Origin of the sequence: Acidovorax sp. NB1, assembly GCF_005405905.1 — a bacterium.
Taxonomy (GTDB): domain Bacteria; phylum Pseudomonadota; class Gammaproteobacteria; order Burkholderiales; family Burkholderiaceae_C; genus Acidovorax.
The window spans coordinates 126,205-145,144 of sequence record NZ_BJHU01000016.1 but is presented as its reverse complement, the minus strand read 5'-3'; the positions used below and the strand labels follow the sequence as shown (position 1 = coordinate 145,144).

General features: G+C 64.9%; 19 protein-coding genes and 2 tRNA genes. 9 read left to right on the top strand and 12 right to left on the bottom strand.

Annotation, left to right across the window (positions count from 1 at the left end; genetic code table 11):
• Window positions 1-62 precede the first annotated feature (62 nt).
• From AvAM_RS07430 to folC, 7 genes are all read right to left on the bottom strand, one after another.
• Window positions 63-138, bottom strand: a tRNA-Glu gene (locus tag AvAM_RS07430).
• A 30-nt stretch (window positions 139-168) separates the two neighbouring features.
• A tRNA-Ala gene (locus AvAM_RS07425) sits at window positions 169-244 on the bottom strand.
• Between the two features lie 65 nt (window positions 245-309).
• Window positions 310-1,731, bottom strand: a complete 1,422-nt coding sequence (gene gltX / locus AvAM_RS07420) for a glutamate--tRNA ligase (RefSeq protein ID WP_137746464.1) — start codon at window positions 1,729-1,731, stop codon at window positions 310-312.
• Window positions 1,732-1,852: 121 nt separating this feature from the next.
• The gene (gene purF, locus AvAM_RS07415) at window positions 1,853-3,358 is read right to left on the bottom strand and encodes an amidophosphoribosyltransferase (RefSeq protein WP_137746463.1); all 1,506 of its coding nucleotides are present in this window, start codon (window positions 3,356-3,358) and stop codon (window positions 1,853-1,855) included.
• Between the two features lie 78 nt (window positions 3,359-3,436).
• Window positions 3,437-3,925 carry a CvpA family protein gene (locus tag AvAM_RS07410; protein ID WP_137746462.1) on the bottom strand — a complete coding sequence of 163 codons (489 nt, stop codon included), beginning with the start codon at window positions 3,923-3,925 and terminating at the stop codon, window positions 3,437-3,439.
• Window positions 3,926-3,957: 32 nt separating this feature from the next.
• Window positions 3,958-4,800 (bottom strand): SPOR domain-containing protein, encoded by an 843-nt coding sequence (locus AvAM_RS07405; RefSeq protein WP_137746461.1) that lies wholly within the window; start codon window positions 4,798-4,800, stop codon window positions 3,958-3,960.
• Between the two features lie 34 nt (window positions 4,801-4,834).
• Entirely contained in the window at window positions 4,835-6,160 is a 1,326-nt protein-coding gene (folC, locus tag AvAM_RS07400) for a bifunctional tetrahydrofolate synthase/dihydrofolate synthase (RefSeq protein WP_137746460.1), read from the bottom strand.
• A gap of 60 nt (window positions 6,161-6,220) precedes the next feature.
• On the opposite strand from folC, the gene AvAM_RS07395 reads away from it, so the two are divergent.
• From AvAM_RS07395 to argG, 4 genes are all read left to right on the top strand, one after another.
• A complete protein-coding gene (locus AvAM_RS07395; protein WP_137746459.1) occupies window positions 6,221-6,607 on the top strand; it encodes an ArsC family reductase in 387 nt (128 codons plus the stop codon).
• Window positions 6,608-6,776: 169 nt separating this feature from the next.
• Complete coding sequence (locus tag AvAM_RS07390) at window positions 6,777-7,427, top strand: glycine zipper 2TM domain-containing protein (protein WP_137746458.1); 651 nt, start codon at window positions 6,777-6,779, stop codon at window positions 7,425-7,427.
• 184 nt (window positions 7,428-7,611) lie between these two features.
• Window positions 7,612-7,929, top strand: a complete 318-nt coding sequence (locus tag AvAM_RS07385) for a pyrimidine/purine nucleoside phosphorylase (protein ID WP_010465797.1) — start codon at window positions 7,612-7,614, stop codon at window positions 7,927-7,929.
• A gap of 28 nt (window positions 7,930-7,957) precedes the next feature.
• Window positions 7,958-9,295 (top strand): argininosuccinate synthase, encoded by a 1,338-nt coding sequence (argG, locus tag AvAM_RS07380; protein WP_137746457.1) that lies wholly within the window; start codon window positions 7,958-7,960, stop codon window positions 9,293-9,295.
• 194 nt (window positions 9,296-9,489) lie between these two features.
• Here argG and murB read toward each other — a convergent pair whose 3' ends face one another.
• On the bottom strand, window positions 9,490-10,563 hold the full coding sequence (murB, locus tag AvAM_RS07375; protein WP_137746456.1) for a UDP-N-acetylmuramate dehydrogenase: 1,074 nt from the start codon (window positions 10,561-10,563) through the stop codon (window positions 9,490-9,492).
• A 74-nt stretch (window positions 10,564-10,637) separates the two neighbouring features.
• On the opposite strand from murB, the gene AvAM_RS07370 reads away from it, so the two are divergent.
• Genes AvAM_RS07370 through AvAM_RS07360 form a run of 3 tightly spaced genes read left to right on the top strand, consistent with a single transcriptional unit; the run spans window position 10,638 to window position 12,858 of the window.
• A complete protein-coding gene (locus AvAM_RS07370) occupies window positions 10,638-11,123 on the top strand; it encodes a YajQ family cyclic di-GMP-binding protein (protein WP_137746455.1) in 486 nt (161 codons plus the stop codon).
• Between the two features lie 42 nt (window positions 11,124-11,165).
• Window positions 11,166-11,831: a TIGR02281 family clan AA aspartic protease gene (locus tag AvAM_RS07365; RefSeq protein ID WP_137746454.1), complete on the top strand. Its 666-nt coding sequence runs from the start codon at window positions 11,166-11,168 to the stop codon at window positions 11,829-11,831.
• 7 nt (window positions 11,832-11,838) lie between these two features.
• Window positions 11,839-12,858: an HD-GYP domain-containing protein gene (locus AvAM_RS07360; RefSeq protein ID WP_137746453.1), complete on the top strand. Its 1,020-nt coding sequence runs from the start codon at window positions 11,839-11,841 to the stop codon at window positions 12,856-12,858.
• Between the two features lie 40 nt (window positions 12,859-12,898).
• On the opposite strand, the gene plsY is transcribed toward AvAM_RS07360, so the two are convergent.
• From plsY to AvAM_RS07345, 3 genes are all read right to left on the bottom strand, one after another.
• Window positions 12,899-13,570 carry a glycerol-3-phosphate 1-O-acyltransferase PlsY gene (gene plsY, locus AvAM_RS07355; RefSeq protein WP_137746452.1) on the bottom strand — a complete coding sequence of 224 codons (672 nt, stop codon included), beginning with the start codon at window positions 13,568-13,570 and terminating at the stop codon, window positions 12,899-12,901.
• A gap of 61 nt (window positions 13,571-13,631) precedes the next feature.
• Window positions 13,632-14,123, bottom strand: a complete 492-nt coding sequence (locus tag AvAM_RS07350) for an aminoacyl-tRNA deacylase (protein ID WP_137746451.1) — start codon at window positions 14,121-14,123, stop codon at window positions 13,632-13,634.
• Between the two features lie 71 nt (window positions 14,124-14,194).
• Complete coding sequence (locus AvAM_RS07345; RefSeq protein WP_137746450.1) at window positions 14,195-15,154, bottom strand: LysR family transcriptional regulator; 960 nt, start codon at window positions 15,152-15,154, stop codon at window positions 14,195-14,197.
• A 151-nt stretch (window positions 15,155-15,305) separates the two neighbouring features.
• On the opposite strand from AvAM_RS07345, the gene AvAM_RS07340 reads away from it, so the two are divergent.
• The gene (locus AvAM_RS07340; protein WP_137746449.1) at window positions 15,306-16,304 is read left to right on the top strand and encodes a tripartite tricarboxylate transporter substrate binding protein; all 999 of its coding nucleotides are present in this window, start codon (window positions 15,306-15,308) and stop codon (window positions 16,302-16,304) included.
• Window positions 16,305-16,330: 26 nt separating this feature from the next.
• On the top strand, window positions 16,331-17,755 hold the full coding sequence (locus AvAM_RS07335; RefSeq protein ID WP_137746448.1) for a M20 family metallopeptidase: 1,425 nt from the start codon (window positions 16,331-16,333) through the stop codon (window positions 17,753-17,755).
• Window positions 17,756-17,851: 96 nt separating this feature from the next.
• Here AvAM_RS07335 and AvAM_RS07330 read toward each other — a convergent pair whose 3' ends face one another.
• On the bottom strand, window positions 17,852-18,913 hold the full coding sequence (locus tag AvAM_RS07330; RefSeq protein ID WP_137746447.1) for an aldo/keto reductase: 1,062 nt from the start codon (window positions 18,911-18,913) through the stop codon (window positions 17,852-17,854).
• Window positions 18,914-18,940: the final 27 nt, after the last annotated feature.

Here is an 18,940-nt window from a genome sequence, read left to right as displayed (position 1 = left end):
TACCACTCCTGGCAGGCAGCTTTTTGCTTGCATTTTTCAATACAAGCCAAGCGCTACAAACTTGGCGACCCTACGGGGATTCGAACCCCGGTACTCACCGTGAAAGGGTGATGTCCTAGGCCTCTAGACGATAGGGTCAAAACCTTGGAACTAACCGATATCAAATTTTGGTGGAGGTAAACGGGATCGAACCGATGACCTCTTGCATGCCATGCAAGCGCTCTCCCAGCTGAGCTATACCCCCACTCAATGACTTCAAACACTTAGTATTTGTCATCATCATCTGAGCCTTGAATTATAGACAGATTTTTAGCGGTTTCGCAAACGCGCTACAACTTTTTCACGTCCGACCAATTCCAGCACGGCATCGACCGACGGCGTATGGGCTGTGCCCACGGTCAGAACCCGCGCAGGCATGGCCAGTTGGGGCATCTTCAGACCCTGGCTTGCCAGCACCTGCTTGAAGGCGGCACTGATGGAAGCCTTGTCCCACTCGCAGGCAGACAGTGCGTCAGCCAATGCATCCAGTGCTGGCGCGATGGCATCGGTGACATGTTGCGTGCGCTCAGCCTCGACGGGCGTCACGTCGCCGTAGAACACCTGCGCCCACTGGGCGAGCACCACCGTGGTGTCGCAACGGTCCTTGAACAATGCACAGATGCGCACCAGGCGGCCATCGGCCAGTGCCTCGGCCGACACACCGCGCTGCTGCAGCTGCGGCGCCACCAGGGCGGCCAACGCATCGTCGGCCATGGCCTTGAGATGCTGGGCGTTCACCCAGCGCAGTTTGGCCTCGTCAAACTGGGCGGCGCTGCGCCCCAGGTGGTCGAGGTTGAACCATTCCAGGAACTGCGCGCGGCTGAAGATCTCATCGTCGCCGTGGCTCCAGCCCAAGCGCGCGAGGTAGTTGACCATGGCATCCGGCAGATAGCCTTCATCGCGGTACTGCGTGACGGGCTTGGCGCCGTTGCGCTTGCTCATCTTCTCGCCCTGCTCGTTCAGCACGGTGGGCAGGTGGGCGTACACGGGCGGCTCCTTGCCCAGCGCGCGGAAGATGTTGATCTGGCGCGGTGTGTTGTTCACATGGTCGTCGCCACGGATCACGTGGGTGATGTCCATGTCGATGTCGTCCACCACCACGCAGAAGTTGTAGGTGGGTGTGCCATCGGGGCGCGCGATCACGAGGTCATCCAGCTCATCGTTGCGGATCTCGATACGGCCCTTGACCTTGTCGTCCCAGGCCACGACACCCCCTTGCGGGTTCTTGAAGCGCAGCACGGGCAACACGCCTGCGGGCACCGGAGGCAAGGCCTTGCCGTCTTCGGGGCGCCAGGTGCCGTCGTAGCGGGGCTTCTCCTTGGCGGCCATCTGCTTCTCGCGCAGGGCATCCAGCTCGGCCACGCTCATGTAGCAGGGGTACACATGGCCTGCGGCCTGCAGATCGGCCAGCACCGCCTTGTAGCGGTCCATGCGCTGCATCTGGTAGAACGGACCTTCGTCGTGGTCCAGGCCTAGCCAGGCCATGCCTTCGATGATCACATCCACCGCCGCCTGGCTGGAACGCTCCAGATCGGTGTCTTCAATGCGCAGGATGAAGTCGCCACCTGTCGCCCGCGCAAACGCCCAAGGGTAGAGCGCCGAACGGATATTGCCCAGGTGGATAAAGCCCGTGGGGGACGGGGCGAACCGGGTGCGCACGCGGCCCGTGCTGGAAGCAGTGGTTTCAGTCATATCAATAAGGTCTGGCCCCTTGCGGGGCCAGTGTCACGATTCGGTCAATCCGTCTATCCATCCGATGGGCGGCGGGGCGAACATCCGCCACGCTGCCCCCAAAGCCTTCGGGCCTTGGCGCTTACGCTTCTTGCGCGTTGGGCAGCGCGAGGCGGGAGGTGTCTTCCTCGCCTTCTTCCACCCCCACACGCCCTTCATTCAGGCTGGCAATGCCTTCTGCCGTGATGTCACCCGTGACATACACGCCGTCGAAACACGAGGCATCAAAGCCCGCGATGGACGCATTGAGCGAACCGACGGCCTTCTTCATGCCGTCCACATCCTGGTAGATCAACGCATCGCAGCCGATCGCCTGGCGGATCTCTTCCACCGTGCGGCCATGGGCCACCAGTTCGCTGCTCGTGGGCATGTCGATGCCATACACGTTGGGATAGCGCACAGGCGGCGCGGCGCTGGCCAGATACACCTTGCGCGCACCGGCGTCGCGCGCCATCTGCACGATTTCGCGGCTGGTCGTGCCACGCACGATGGAGTCGTCCACCAGCAGCACGTTGCGGCCCTTGAACTCGCTGCCGATTACGTTGAGCTTCTGGCGCACGGACTTCTTGCGCACGCCTTGGCCCGGCATGATGAAGGTACGGCCCACGTAGCGGTTCTTGACGAAGCCTTCGCGGTACGGGATGCCCAGCAGGTGCGCCAGTTGCGTGGCGCTGGGACGGCTGGATTCCGGGATCGGAATGATCACGTCGATCTCATTCGGCGGCACGGTGGAGACCACGCGTTTGGCCAGGGCCTCGCCCAGGTTCAGGCGCGCCTGGTAAACCGAGATGCCGTCCAGCACCGAATCCGGGCGCGCAAGGTACACGAATTCGAAGATGCAGGGGTTGAGTTGCGGCTTTTCGGCGCATTGGCTGGCATGGACCTGGCCATCCAGCGTGATGAACACGGCTTCGCCCGGATCGATGTTGCGCTCGAACACGTGGGAGGTTCCCTCCAGCGCCACGGACTCGCTGCCCACCATCACCGTGCCATCCTGGCTGCGGCCCAAGGCCAGCGGGCGGATACCGTGGGGATCACGGAACGCCAGCAAACCGTGGCCTGCGATCAGCGCGATCACGGCGTAAGAGCCCTTGACGCGCTTGTGCACTGCGCGCACAGCAGCAAACACATCCTCGACCTGCAGCGGCACACCCCGGGTGGAGCGCTCCAGCTCGTGCGCCAGAACGTTGAGCAGCACCTCGGAGTCGCTCTCGGTGTTGGTGTGGCGGTGGTCCGTCTGGAACAGTTCGGTGCGCAGTTCACGCGCATTGGTCAGGTTGCCGTTGTGCACCAGCACCAGACCAAAGGGCGCGTTCACGTAGAAAGGCTGCGCCTCTTCCTCGCTATAGGCATTGCCTGCCGTGGGGTAGCGCACCTGACCCAGGCCCACATTGCCCGGCAGGGCTCGCATGTTGCGCGTGCGGAACACATCGCGCACCATGCCCTTGGCCTTGTGCATGAAGAACTTGCGGCCCTGCTGGGTGACGATGCCCGCTGCGTCCTGACCACGGTGCTGCAACAGCAACAAAGCGTCATAGATCAGCTGATTGACGGGCGCTGCACTGACGACGCCGACGATTCCACACATAGTTGTTTTCCATCCGTTTGCGGGAACAGCCCCGCGGCAACCACTTGGCAGCGGCTTATGGCCCCTGCCCCATCGATATCAAGAAGGCAGATGCCTACCAAATTCTTCCGGCAACGCCGGTTTCAAGCCCCGAAGCACTTCTGCAAGCACCGGGGCCGCTTGCGACTCCTGCCACCAGGGGGCTTCATGCAGCGAGGTCAATCCCGCCACCACGGCCACCGCCAGCAGCAGCACCATCCCCCTCAGCACGCCAAACACCGCACCCAGCGTGCGGTCTGCCGGGCGCAGGCCGATGGCTTCGACCAGCTTCTTAGCCAGCCAGGTCACAAAGCCACAGGCAAACACCGACGCCACGAACACCACGGCAAAACCCGCTGCATAGCGCAGCGCCCCAGCCGACTCGCCCATGGGCAGCAGCTCTGCCATGTCTGCCGCGAACCACTGCGCGACAAAAAAGGAAACCACCCAGCCCAGCAGCGACAGCACTTCAAACACCAGGCCACGCCAGGCGCCAATCAGCATCGACGCCAGCAGCACCGCGACAAAAATCCAATCCAGCGCAGCCATGAACGCAAAAAATCAGAAAACGAGCCGCAGGCTTACAGCGTCAGCACCGAAGCCGACAGCTCCAGCGCCTTGATGCGCGCCGCAGCTTTGTCAGCCTCCGTCCGGTTGGTGAACGGACCGACACGCACCCGGGTGCGTTTTCCTTCCTTGGTGTCCACCACCTGGGTATAGGTCTTGAGGCCGGCGCGCTCCACCTTGGTGCGCGCTTCACGGGCTTTTTCAGCGTCGGCAAATGCCCCCACTTGCACGATGAAGCGAGCGTCTTCGGCATTGGCACTGGCCACTGGCTCTGCAGCGCGGCCTTCCAGCAGGGCACGCGCACGCGCCGAATCATCGGGGCGTTGCGCAGGCTTTGGCTCGGGTGCGGCCGGGGGCGTCGGTGCAGCGGCCGGCTTGGCGTCAGGCTTGGGGGCCGTAGCGGGCGTGGCAGCGCCCACCGCAGTGGCCGGTTTGGCTGTGGCTGGACGCGCACTTGGCACCAGCTCCTCCCCCTCCGTCAGCCCATTGGCCGCCGCGCTGCGCGGTGCAGAAGCACGCGACGCCACCGGCGCTGGAGCCTGCGGTGCGGCAGTTGCCACGGGCTTGGCCGCAGGGGCTTCGGCCACTGGTGCGGGCACCACCAGGGGCGCCACCTTGTTGCGGTCAGGAATCTCGATGGGAATATCAACGGGAACAGGCCGGGGCTGGGTATCGAACAGCAAGGGGAATCCGATCACCCCCACCAGCACCAGCACGGCGGCACCGATCAGCCGGTGGCGGGCCCGGCGGCGCATCACCTCGATACTCTCGGCCTGCGGCGTGCGCGGGCGCTTGGACGGCTTCTCGGCCTGTTGCTGCTCACCCTGCCCGGGCCACCGAAACTTGAAAAATGCCATGGAGTAACGACTCGTTCGGACCTCGGAACCTGCCCTATTGGCCCAGATGTTTGGCCTGCAGGCGAGGTGTTCCGTTGATCAGCACACCACCCACCGTATAAAACGAGCCAAAGACCACGATTCTATCAGCGGGGTCTGCCGCAGCCACCGCCGCCTCCAGGGCCTGCATGGGGTCTGAGTGCACGCTCGATGCCACGTCCCGGCGGCCACCCGCCACCATGTGGACGGCGTTCCACTTCTGCTGCAGGGTGGCAGCGGTCTCGGCACGCGGGGTCGGCAGGTTGGTGAAGTACCAGCGGTCCACCAAGGGCCCCACTTTGGCCAGCATGGGGGCCAGGTCCTTGTCGGCCATGGCACCAAAAACGGCGTGTGTGGTGGGAAAGAACCCCATGGCGTCCAGATTGGCCGTGAGGGCGGCCACCGAATGGGGGTTGTGCGCTACATCCAGCACCAGGGTCGGTTGGCCGGGCACGATCTGGAAGCGGCCGGGCAACTCGACCAGGCCCAGGCCGTTGCGCACGGCCTGGGCCGTCACCGGCAGGCGGTCGCGCAGTGCCTCCAGCGCGGCCAACACGCCCGAGGCGTTGACAAGCTGGTTCGCGCCGCGCAGCGAGGGATAGGCCAGACCGGCATATCGCCGCCCCCGCCCCGCCCAGCTCCACTGCTGCTTGTCGCCCGAGAAGTTGAAATCACGCCCAAAACTCCACAGGTCCGCACCGATCTCGCGCGCATGGTCCACCACGCTCTGGGGGGCCATGGGATCGCTCACGATCACCGGGCGGCCGGTGCGCATGATGCCCGCCTTTTCCCGGCCAATGCTTTCACGGTCGGGCCCCAGAAACTCGGTGTGATCGATGTCAATGCTGGTGATCACGGCACAGTCAGCATCGACGATGTTGGTCGCATCCAGCCGCCCGCCCAACCCCACCTCCACGATCGCGACATCCAGCCGCGCATGGCTCATCAGCCGCAGGATGGCCAGGGTGGTGAACTCGAAGTAGGTCAGCGAAATTTCATCGCCATTTTGGACTCTTGCGCGCTCCACAGCCTCGAAGTGCGCTACCAAATCAGAAGCAAGCACGCTTTCACCATGCACACGGCAGCGCTCCTCGAAATGCACCAGGTGGGGCGAGGTGTACACCCCCGTGCGGTAGCCCGCCTGCTGGGCCACCGCCTCCAGCATGGCGCAGGTGGAGCCCTTGCCGTTGGTGCCCGCCACCGTGATCACTGGGCATTCAAAACGCAGCGCCATGCGGCGTGCGACCTCGCTGACCCGGTCCAGGCCCATGTCGATGTTGTGGGGATGCAGCTGCTCGCAATGGCGCAGCCAGCCTTCCAGGGTGTGGGGTTTGGTTTGCATACAGCCCGGGATTGTCGCCGAGCGGCATTCACCACGGGGTTTTCGAGGATGATGCGCGGCATGACAAACGCCCGCATCACCCTCTACGGCATTCCCAACTGCGATACCGTCAAAAAATCCCGCGCCTGGTTCACCGAACAGGGGCTGGACTACCAGTTTCACGACTTCAAGAAACAAGGAGTCCCTGGCAGCCAATTGCCTGGCTGGCTGAGCGCGGCGGGCTGGCAGAAGCTGGTCAACCGCCAGGGCACCACCTGGCGCAAGCTGGATGCCGACACCCAGGCTGCGGTCACGGACGACGCCAGCGCCAGCGCTCTGATGCAGGAGCAGCCGAGCGTGATCAAACGCCCCGTGGTCGAATGGCAGCATGCAGGCCGTACCCAGGTGTCTGTGGGCTTTGCGCCCGACCAATGGCAGGCCTGGCGCGACGCGGCGCCCCAGAGCTGACCAATCCAGCAGGCCGGACCGGCCGACCTGCTGACATTTGCGCGCCAACGCGGGAAAATCGCACAAATCTTTACGCAGATTTACGGCTGCCAGGGCCTGAATTGACACCAAGGGCCTAAACTTTTCTTGTGTTCGGTGCGTTATGTACCGACCCGAAAGGAGTTTCTCCATGAAAAAGATCGTGATTTTTTCCGCCATGGCTGCCGTTGCAACCCTGGCAACCGCCCAGGAACAAGGCCGAGTGCTGTCGGCCACCCCCATCGTTCAGCAGGTGGGCGTCCCCCAGCAGGTGTGCGGCAATGAAACCGTGTACAGCGGCAACCGCACCAGCGGCGCGGGCGCCGTGATGGGCGCCATTGCAGGCGGTGCCGCCGGCAATGCCATCGGCAAGGGCAGCGGCCGCGCAGCTGCCACGGCCATTGGCGTGATCGGTGGGGCCGTGCTGGGCAACCAGATCGAAGGCGGCCAGCCGCAGTACCAGAACGTGCAGCGCTGCACCACCGAGACCTACTACGAAAACCGCACCGTGGGCTACAACGTGGTCTACGAATACGCAGGCCGGCAATACACCACGCGCACCCAGAACGACCCCGGCCGCTGGATCCCGCTGAGCGTGCAGCCCACCGGCCATACCTACTCCACCCAGCCCGACCCGTACGCGCAGCAAGGCGTGTACAGCCAGCCCGGTGTGGTGACCTCCACCTACCCGGTGCAGCCGGTCTACCAGCAGCCCACCTACGTGACGCCGCCCGTGACGGTGATCGAGTATGGCTACGACCGGCCGTACTACCCGCACCACCGCAACCCCTACTGGCGCTGAGCGCACGCTCGGGGGCAACAGGGCACCCAAGCCCTGAGCATTCGCCACCAAGAAATAGAGCCCTTCGGGGCTCTTTTTTTTGGTGCCCAGACCCCGGGCGCAGGTTTCGTTGGGTCCGGCCGCCAGCGCTGCACCACCCCTGCCCTAAAATCGCGGGTTTCCTCTAACCCAATCCAGCGCATCCATGACCACCGAAAAAATCGACGGCGTGTCCGTCACCACCCAGGCCAATGTGTACTTTGACGGCAAGTGCGTGAGCCACGGCATCACCTTTGCCGATGGCACGAAGAAGTCGGTGGGCGTGGTGCTGCCTGCGACGCTGACCTTCAACACCGGTGCGCCCGAGATCATGGAATGCGTGGCCGGCTCCTGCGAATACAAGCTGGCAGGCACCGATGCCTGGGTGAAGTCGTCCGCAGGCGAAAAATTCAGCGTGCCCGGCAACTCGAAGTTCGACATTCGCGTGACCGAGGCTTATCACTACATCTGCCACTTCGGCTGATCGCTCCACACCGCAACGGACCCCGCACATGGCCACCATTCTCCAAAGCCTGCCCCTTGGGCAAAAAGTCGGCATCGCCTTCTCGGGCGGCCTCGATACCAGCGCCGCGCTGCACTGGATGAAGCTCAAGGGCGCCATGCCCTATGCCTACACCGCCAACCTGGGCCAGCCCGACGAGCCCGACTACGACGCCATCCCCCGCAAGGCGATGGAATACGGCGCCGAAAAAGCCCGCTTGGTGGACTGCCGCACCCAACTGGCCCACGAAGGCATTGCCGCCCTGCAGGCAGGCGCCTTCCACATCAGCACCGGCGGCCTGACCTACTTCAACACCACCCCCCTGGGTCGCGCCGTGACCGGCACCATGCTCGTGGCGGCAATGAAGGAAGACGACGTCAACATCTGGGGCGACGGCTCGACCTTCAAGGGCAACGACATCGAGCGCTTCTACCGCTACGGCCTGCTCACCAACCCCTCGCTCAAGATCTACAAGCCCTGGCTGGACCAGCTATTCATCGACGAGCTGGGCGGCCGCGCCGAAATGTCGGCGTTCATGACCCAGGCAGGCTTTGGCTACAAGATGAGTGCCGAAAAGGCCTACAGCACCGACAGCAACATGCTGGGTGCCACGCATGAGGCCAAGGACCTGGAGTTTCTGAACAGCGGCATCCGCATCGTCAACCCCATCATGGGCGTGGCATTCTGGAAGCCCGAGGTCGAAGTCAAGGCCGAAGAAGTCTCGGTGCGCTTTGAAGAAGGCCAGCCTGTGGCCCTGAACGGCGTGGAGTTCAACGACCCGGTCGAGCTGATCCTCGAAGCCAACCGCATTGGCGGCCGCCACGGTCTGGGCATGAGCGACCAGATCGAGAACCGCATCATCGAAGCCAAGAGCCGCGGCATCTATGAAGCCCCCGGCCTGGCGCTGCTGCACATCGCCTACGAGCGCCTGGTGACCGGCATCCACAATGAGGATACCATCGAGCAGTACCGCCTGAACGGCCTGAAGCTGGGCCGCCTGCTGTACCAGGGCCGCTGGTTCGACCCCCAGGCCATCATGCTGCGCGAAACCGCCCAGCGCTGGGTGGCCCGCGCCGTGACCGGCACCGTGACGCTGGAACTGCGCCGTGGCAACGACTATTCGCTGCTCAACACCGAATCGCCCAACCTGACCTACGCCCCCGAGCGCCTGTCGATGGAAAAGGTGGAAGACGCGCCTTTCAGCCCGCTGGACCGCATCGGCCAGCTGACCATGCGCAACCTGGACATCTCGGACACGCGCGACAAGCTGGGCGTGTATGCACGCGCAGGCCTGCTGTCACTGGGTGGCAACGCGGCCCTGGCGCAGCTGGAAAACGACCGCAAGTGAGTTTTGCGGGGGTTTGCCACTCAAAATAGTGGCAAAAAATGGCTCTTGCGCGCGACCATCATGCGCTAGCAGCTATCAAAAAATGAGTAAAGCCACCGGAGACGGTGGCTTTTTCTTTGTCCCTGCGGAGCGGCTGGCGGGGTCTGCCAGGGCCCACTGGGGTTTGAAGGCGATTTGACGGAGGCTTGCTGGGCCTACACCACCACCGGCTCCGGCTCCAGCCGGATGCCGAAGCGCTCATACACGCTGGTCTGGATGGCCTTGGCCAGCGTCATCACCTCGCCGCCCGTCACGCTGTCGGCACCCTGCCCCCGGTTCACCAGCACCAGCGCCTGCTTTTCATACACACCGGCCTTGCCGATGGACTTGCCTTTCCAGCCGCAGGCATCAATCAGCCAGCCCGCCGCCAGCTTGATGCTGCCATCCGCCATGGGGTAGTGCACGATGCGCGGCTCGCGCGCGATGATGTCGGCGCACTGGTCGGGCGACACCGTGGGGTTCTTGAAGAAGCTGCCTGCGTTGCCCACCACGGCCGGGTCGGGCAGCTTGGCGCGGCGGATGTCGCAGATCCAGTCGAAGATCTGCTGGGCCGTGGGCTGCGAGACGCCCTCCTCCGCTATGCGGCGCTCCAGGTCCAGGTAGCCCAGCACCGGTTTCCAGGGTTTGGGCAGGTGAAAACGCACGTGGGTGATCACGGCGCGGCCCTCCAGGCCCATGCCCCGGGGCAAACCGTCTGCGCCGGGCGCATCCGGGGGCGCATGCTTGAACACCGAATCCCGGTAGCCAAATCCGCATTGCGCGGCATCCAGCGTGAAGGCTCGGCCCGTGGCCAGGTCGATCGCGTCCAGGGATTCAAAGCGGTCCTGCAGCTCCACGCCGTAGGCGCCGATGTTCTGCACGGGCGATGCGCCCACGGTGCCCGGAATCAGGGCCAGGTTCTCCAGCCCCGGGAACCCCTGCGCCAGCGTCCAGGCCACGCAGTCATGCCAGACCTCGCCAGCCCCCGCTTCCACGATCCAGGCTTTGGGTGTTTCTGCCACCAGGCGCAGGCCCTTGATCTCCATCTTGAGCACCACGGGCTTCACATCGCCGGTGAGGATGATGTTGCTGCCACCGCCCAGCACAAACTTGGGCGCTGCCGCCAGCTCAGAATCTGCCAGCACGGCCAGCACATCGGCGGCGGTGTGCACCCGCACCAGCGTCTGCGCACGTGCAGCGATACCGAAGGTGTTGCAGGGCTGCAAAGGGACGTTTTTCTCGACTACCATTGGCCCGATTGTCGCACCCGGCCCTGTCACCACCTGGTGCATTGACCCCGTTTCCCCTGAGATAGAGAACCACCATGCCATCTTTTGACACCGTCTGCGAAGCCAACCTGGTTGAAGTGAAAAACGCCGTAGAGAACACCGCCAAGGAAATCGGCACCCGCTTCGACTTCAAGGGCACCTCCGCCAGCATCGAGATCAAGGACAAGGACATCACCCTGATCGGCGATGCCGACTTCCAGCTCACCCAGATCGAAGACGTGCTGCGCAACAAGCTGACCAAGCGCAACGTGGATGTGCGCTTTCTGGACATGGGCGATGTCCAGAAAATGGGCGGCGACAAGGTCAAGCAGGTCATCAAGGTGCGCAACGGCATCGAAAGCGAGCTGGCCAAGAAGATCCAGAAGCTGCTCAAGGAGAGCAAGCTCAAGGTGCAAGGTGCCATCCAGGAAGACAAGGTGCGCGTGACCGGCGCCAAGCGCGACGACCTGCAAGCCGCCATGGCGCTGATCCGCAAGGACGTGACCGACGTGCCGCTGTCGTTCGACAACTTCCGGGACTGAGCCTCGCGCCCCGCAAAATCCACCCACGCTCATCTTCACACCATGACCAAGCTCCTGCACCTGCTGCCCACCGCCACGGTGGCCCTTGGCGGGCTCCTGCTGGCCGCTGCCGGAGCGGTGCATGCGCAATCGGTGGCACTGGCCGGCATGCTGGGCAGCAAGGCCTTGCTGGTGGTGGATGCCCACCCGCCGCGCGCCGTGGGCGCCGGGGATGAATTCCAAGGGGTCAAGGTCATTGCCGTGCTCAAGGAAGAAGCCACCGTCGAGGTCAAGGGCGAGCGGCGCATCCTGCGGCTGGGCGAAGCCCCGGTGCGCGTGGGGGGGCGCAGCGGTGCAAGCGGTAAGCGCCTTGTGCTCACCGCCGACAGCCGGGGGCATTTTGTGAACAGCGGCACCATCAATGGCAAGGTCATGCAGTACATGGTGGATACCGGGGCCTCCACCGTCGCCATTGGCCGCTCTGATGCAGACCGGATGGGACTGAACTACCAAAGCGGCCAGCCTGTGCGCATGGGCACTGCGAATGGCGTTGGGCAAGGCTGGCGCATGAAGCTTGACTCTGTGCGCGTTGGCGATGTGGAGGTGTTTGGGGTGGAGGCCATCGTCACCTCCCAACCCATGCCCTACGTGCTGCTGGGCAACAGTTTTCTGAACGAATTCCAGATGACCCGCAGCAACGACCAGATGGTGCTCGAAAAGCGCAACTGACCCCACCATGTCCGCCCACCCCGCCGCCAGCCACCCACACTCCGAAGGGGAGTACGAGGATCTTCTGAGCCTCTGGTCCGACCTGGAGTCAGCGCTGTCGGTGCTGCTGGCCCGGCCCCTGCAGGTGCAGGACTTCCCCGGCAAGGTGCGGCAGTTCGACGTGTGGCTGCAGGACCTGGTGGCACATGACATCGATGCGGCGCTGTACCTGATGTTCCAGCTGGCGTCCACGTCCACCGTGGGCTACAGCGCCTCACACGCGCTGGTCTGCGGCACGCTGTGCCACATCATGGCGCTCGAACTCAAGCTGCCCCAGCGCGAGCGTGACAGCCTGGTGCGTGCAGCACTGACCATGAACATCGGCATGACCGCGCTGCAGGACGAACTGGCAGAGCAGCGCGAGCGCCCCACTGCCGCACAGCAGGAAGCCATCAAGAGCCACCCCGAAGAAAGCATGCTGCTGCTGGAGCGCCTGTTCATCAGCGATGCGCTTTGGCTGGACGTGGTGGGTCAACACCACGCCAGCATTGCCGAGCGCGTGCCGCTGGCCAACCAGGACCCGGAAGACCGGCTCACGCGCATCCTGGGCACCATCGACCGCTATGCGGCCATGATCAGCCCGCGCAAGTCACGCGCAGGCCGCAGCGCCACCGATTCGGTGCGCGCCATCGTGGGGCAAGAGGTGGATCAGCGCGACGAGGTGAGCTACACCCTCGTGCGCTCCATCGGGCTGTGCCCGCCGGGCACGTTTGTGAAACTGGACAACGGCGACACCGCCATCGTGCTGCGCCGCAGCGACAAGGCCAACCATCCCCTGGTGGCCAGCCTGCTCGACCGCAGCGGCAACCACCAGGCCCAGCCCAGCCTGTACCAGACAGCCTCGGGAAAACCGCGCATCCAGTCGGCCCTGGCGCGCTCGGCCGTGAGCCTGGAACTCAACCACCGCACCATGGTGAGGCTGGGTTTGTATGCGGCCCAGCACAGCGCCGGGCTGCGCGGGCTGGTCACCGGGCCCGGAACGCTCTGAGCCCCGCCAGCCCTTCGGGCAGCGGCGCGCCCACAGCCCTTCAGTGCTTGTGCGCTTTACCCGCTGCCGCCTCGGCAACCGGCTTGTCCTTCTTGCTGCCCAGGCGAGACTCCTTGCCCGCCACCAGACGCTGGATGTTTTCCTTGTGCCGCCAGGCCAGCAGCAGCGCCATCGCCACCATCGCAGCGGCAATCGTGCCCTCGGCGTACCAGACCACCCCGTCCACCAGCAGGTAGTACACCGGGGCAAACACGGCTGCGACCAGCGAGGCCAGCGATGAATAGCGGAAGAAAAAGGCGATGATCACCCAGGTCAGCGCCGTGGCCAGGCCCAGCCAGCCGCTGACGCCCACCAGCACCCCCAGCGCCGTGGCCACGCCCTTGCCGCCCTCAAAGCGGAAGAACACCGGCCACAGGTGCCCCAGGAAAGCCGCCAGCCCCACCAGGGCCACGGTGCCGTCTTCGAGGCCATAAGGGTGGCCGAACCACATCACCAGCGCCACGGGCAGCCAGCCCTTCACGGCATCGAGCAGCAGCGTGATGATGGCGGCGGCCTTGGAGCCCGAGCGCAGCACATTGGTGGCGCCCGGGTTCTTGCTGCCGTAGGTGCGCGGGTCACTCAGGCCCATCACTCGCGTCACGATGACGGCGAACGACAGCGAACCCAGCAGGTAGGCGGCCACAGCGGCAAGAACGGGATAAACGGCGGTCAAAGCAACTCCTTGGAAATCAATGGTTCAGCCTTCTGACGGGCTGTATGTATCGCGCGGCGGCCTATTCTGCCAGCGCACATTGCACGGGTTTGGCGCCCAGCAGCTGCACACACACCTGCGGGTCCAGCTGCACCAGAAAGCCCCGGCGCCCGCCGTTGATAGCGATGCGGGGCAGCGCAAGGATGGTCTCTTCGATGTAAACCGGCATGGTGCGCCGTGTGCCGAACGGGGACGTGCCTCCCACCAGGTAGCCGCTGTGCCGGTTGGCCACCTCGGGCGCGCAGGGCTCGACCGACTTGGCGCCGATCTGGCGTGCGAGGTTCTTGGTAGAGACCTTGCGGTTGCCGTGCATCAGCACCAGGAGCGGCTTGGCGTCCTGGTCCTGCATGACGAGGGTCTTGACCACGGTGAACGGGTCCAGCCCCAGCACCTCGGCGCTGTGCATGGCACCGCCGTGCTCCAGGTACTCATACGGGTGTTCGGTGAAAACCACCTTGTTCGCCTTGAGCAGCTGGGTGGCTTGGGTTTCGGAAACGTGTTCTTTCTTGGCCATGGTGTGGTGCGGATAGGGCACCGATGGTATCCGTATCCAAATGTGAGCGCGTTGAATCCTGCAGCGATGTGTCAGAACACCTTGGCGGGCGCTGCAACGGCCTTGCGGCGTCGCCCCACCTTGCGCTTGCCGTATTCCTCGATGGCCACCACCAGCGCTTGTGTGAACTGCTGCACCAGTGCGGAGGGCATGCGCCCCTCAGCAGCCAGCACCTGCAGGCGCCGCTGCTGCAACTGGGCTTCGTCAAACGGCCGGGCCGCCAGCAAGCCCGCCTCCACCCAGCGCGCCGCCGTGAGGTAGCTGGCCAGCACCACGTCCTGCCCGCTCAGCAAGGGCAGCAGGGCCGACGAGAAATTGCTCTCCACAGCGGGCACATAGCGCAGGCCCTGCACCGCGCAGCTCAGGTCAAACAACTGCCGCCCCGTGGTGTTGGCCGCGCCCAGCAACAGCGGGTAGCGCACCACGTCGGCCACGCTCACACTGCGCTGGCGCGCCAGCGGGTGCTGTGCGGGCATGACGGCGTAGATGGGGGCGATGGCCGAGTGCAGCACCTGCAGGCCTTTTTCGGGTGCCATGCTGTACTTCAGCGCCAGATCGGCCTCGCCACGCAGCACCAGGGCCGACACTTCTTGCGGCACGGCCACCTGCAACTGCAGTTGCACCTGCGGGTATGCCTGCCGAAAACCCGCCATGACCAACGGCATGAAGGCTGCAGCAAACCCTTCGGTGCAGGCCAGCCGCACCCGCAGGGCGCCTTGGGCGGACAAATCCTGCAATTGCTCGACCAGCTCCAGCGCCTGCGCGTCGTGGGCACTGGCATGGGCCAGCAGCCGGGTGCCCGCCTCGGTCAGGGCCATGCCCCGCGCCTGGCGTTCAAACAGCACCACCCCCAGGCTGTCTTCCAGCTTGGCCAGTTGGCGGCTCACGGCCGAGGCGGCCACATGCAGGCGTTGCGCCGCTTGGTTGACAGACCCGGTGCGCGCGACTTCCAGAAAGTAGCGCAATGGAAGACTGAGGAAGGAAACAGGCATGGCTTACCACCCACAAAAAGGCAATACTCAGTTGCCAAATCTCTATTCCAAGCAATGGTAAACCAGCATCCATCTTGCATGGCTTGAGGCTCCAATTCACCCATGCCCCATCGCACCCGCTGATGCCGGGGCGCTTCCCACCGGAGTCCGCATGAAACACCTTGTTCGAGCCTCTTTGTCGTCTGCAGCCCTGGCCATCCTCGCCAGCGCCAGCAGCCTTTCGTTTGCCCAGGCCACCTCGCCGTCAGATGCCTGGCCCCAGCGCGCCGTGCGCATCGTGGTGCCTTTCCCGCCCGGTGGCGGCACCGATGCCGTGGCCCGCGCCCTGGGGCAGAAGCTGTCCGCACGCCTGGGCCAGCCGGTGGTCACCGACAACAAACCCGGCGCGTCCACCATCATCGGCACCGAAACGGTGGTCAAGGCCGATCCCGACGGCTACACGCTCTTGGTATCGGGCTCCACCAGCTACACCGTGAATGCCGCGCTGCGTCCCAAACTGCCCTACGACCCGCTCAAGGACCTGGCCCCCGTGGCCATCGTTGCGCGCGCGCCGCTGGTGATCGTGGTCAACGCCAACTCGCCCTACAAGGACCTGGCCGCGCTGATGGCAGCAGCCAAGGCCGCGCCCAAAACCATCAACTACGCCACGTTCGGTTCGGGCTCTGCCCCGCACCTGGTCGGTGCGCTGCTGGAACAGGCAGCCGACGTTCGCCTGCAGGACGTGCCCTACCGGGGCAGCGCACAGGCCATGATGGGATTGATCGGCGGCGAGATCCAGATGGCCATCGACACCGTGGCCAGCGCCGCGCCGCATGTGCGCTCCGGCAAGTTGCGTGCCTTGGCGATTGCGGGCAATGAGCGTGCCCGCGCCCTGCCCTCGGTGCCCACGGTGGTGGAGCAAAAACTGCCCGACGCGGCCTTTGACGGCTGGTACGCCGTGGCCGCCCCCGCACGCACGCCTGCGCCCATCGTGGACAAGCTGATCAAGGAAGTCGAAGCCGCCCTGCGTGACCCCCATCTGCAAGAGCAGATCCGCGCCCAGGGCATGGAGCCCGTGTTTGTGGGCCCCAAAGCCATGCACACCGCCATGGACAACGAAATTGGCCGCTACCGCGCACTGGCCCACCGCGCCAAGATCGTGGTGGAGTGACGCCCCACCCAACCAGGACCCGCACGATGACCCGACAACACCTGATCGACAACGTCCAGCGCTACTTTGACGATGGCCGCTTTGCCACCGACCTGCGCCGCCGCGTGGCGTGGCGCACCGAAAGCGACACCGGCAAGGTGCCGCCCGAGTTGCGCGCCTACCTCACCGACGAAATGCTGCCCTGGCTCGCGCCCCTGGGTTTTGAATGTGAGGTGCTCGACAACCCGTCGCCACAAGGCGGCCCCTTTTTGGTGGCCCGCCGCGTGGAAGATCCCGCGCTGCCCACCGTGCTCACCTATGGCCACGGCGACGTGGTCAACGGACAGGACGCGCAATGGCGCGAAGGCCTCTCGCCCTGGGAGCTGACCATCGACGGCGAGCGCTGGTACGGCCGGGGCACGGCCGACAACAAGGGCCAGCACACCGTGAGCCTGGCCGCACTCGCCCACACCATCGAGGCCCGGGGCGGCCGCCTGGGCTACAACGTGACGCTGCTCATGGAGATGGGTGAAGAAGCGGGTTCGCCCGGCCTGGCCGCCTTCTGCGAGCAACACCGCGATGCGTTGAAGGCCGACCTGTTCGTAGCCAGCGACGGCCCGCGCGTGAATGCGGGCCACCCCACCCTCTTCCTGGGGTCGCGCGGTGCGATCAATTTCTCGCTCGCCGTGCGCAGCCGCGACAAGGCCTACCACTCGGGCAACTGGGGTGGCGTGCTGGCCAACCCGGCCACAGTGCTCACGCACGCGCTGGCCACGTTGGTAGACGCGAAGGGCCGAATTCTCATCAAAGGCCTGCTGCCGCCTGCGGTGCCCGACAAGCTGCGCACTGCCCTCAAAGATGTGGTGATTGGCACCGGTGCAGACGACCCCGCGCTCACCTCCGGCTGGGGCGAGCCCGGCCTGACACCGGCTGAACAGTTGGTAGGCTGGAATACGCTGGAGGTGCTGGCACTGGGCGCAGGCAACGCACAGCGGCCCATCAACGCCATCCCCGCCCAGGCCGTGGCGCACTGCCAGCTGCGTTTTGTGGTGGGCACCGATTGGCAGAACGTGCAGGCCACGCTGCGCGAGCACCTGGACGCACATGGCTTCAGCCAGGTCGAGATCACCATGGGCATGCACTGCGGCGCCACGCGGCTCGATCTGCACAACCCCTGGGTGGACTGGACGATGGCCTCGCTGCAGGCCAGCGCAGGCCAGCCCGCCACGCTGCTGCCCAACCTGGCAGGCTCGCTGCCCAACGACATCTTTGCCGACCAGCTGGGCCTGCCCACGCTGTGGGTGCCGCACTCATACCCCGCCTGCGCCCAGCATGCGCCCAACGAGCATTTGCTGGCGCCCGTGGCGCGCGAAGGGCTGGCGGTGATGGCCGGGTTGTTCTGGGACCTGGGTGAGGCCCAAGGGACGCCATGGACTGAAGGACGCACCACCCGCCAGGAGGCGACGGCCTAAAGGCTGTGCACGACGATTCGCCAATAAACAAAGGGGCCCTGCGGGGCCCCTTTGTTTTGCTCTTGTAGAGTCACAGGGCCACGCCCCGCCCCCCGGTCACAGCGCCGGGTCGCGCAGCTCCCAGCGGATCGCGTCGATGGCCTTCAGCACTTCGGGTGACAGCGTCGTGCCCCAGGCGTTCAGGTCTTCCTCCAGCTGCGCCACCGACGTCACGCCGATGATGGTGCTGGCCACTTGCCACTTGGTGTAGCAGAACGCCAGCGCCATCTGGGTGGGCGTCATGCCGTTGGCGCGGGCCAGCGCGTTGTAGCGGCGCGAGGCCTCCAATGCCTCGGGGCGGCCCCATCGCTGTTTGCGCACGGATTCATACGATGCAATGCGCGCGCCCTGCGGGGCATTGGGGCCGGTGATGCCGCTTTCGTCGTACTTGCCCGTCAGCAGGCCAAAGCCCAGGGGCGAATAAGCCAGCAACGACACGTCCAGGCGGTGGCAGGTCTCATCCAGCCCATTTTCCCAGGTTCGGTTGATGAGGCAGTACGGGTTCTGCACGGTGGCCACACGCGGCAGGCCATGCTGCTCGGCCAGGCGCACGAACTCGTGCACGCCATAAGGGGTTTCGTTGGACAGGCCGATGTAGCGCACCTTGCCCGCCTTCACCAGCCCGGCCAGCGCTTCCAGCTGCTCGCGGATGGGGGTTTGCGACGTTTCCTTGGCGGGGTCGTAATACAGGTTGCCGAACGCAGGCACATGGCGCTCGGGCCAGTGGATCTGGTAGAGGTCGATCACATCGGTCTGCAGGCGGCGCAGGCTGCCTTCGCACGACGCCACGATGTCGGCCGCCGTCATGCCCTTGCCCTCGCGCACCCAGGGCATGCCGCGCGATGGGCCGGCCACCTTGGTGGCCACCACCAGCTTCTGGCGCGCGCCGGGGTTCTTGGCAAACCAGTTGCCGATGATGGTTTCGGTGGCGCCAAAGGTTTCGGCCTTGGCGGGCACGGCGTACATCTCGGCCGTGTCGATGAAGTTCACGCCGCGCGCAAGCGACTGGCTCAGGATGGCATGCGAGTCGGCCTCATTGACCTGCTCGCCAAAGGTCATGGTGCCCAGGCAAATGGGGGTGACAAGCAGGTCACTCTGACCCAAGCGGACGGTGTTCATGCGGTGAAGGCTCCAGATGGTGGAAAA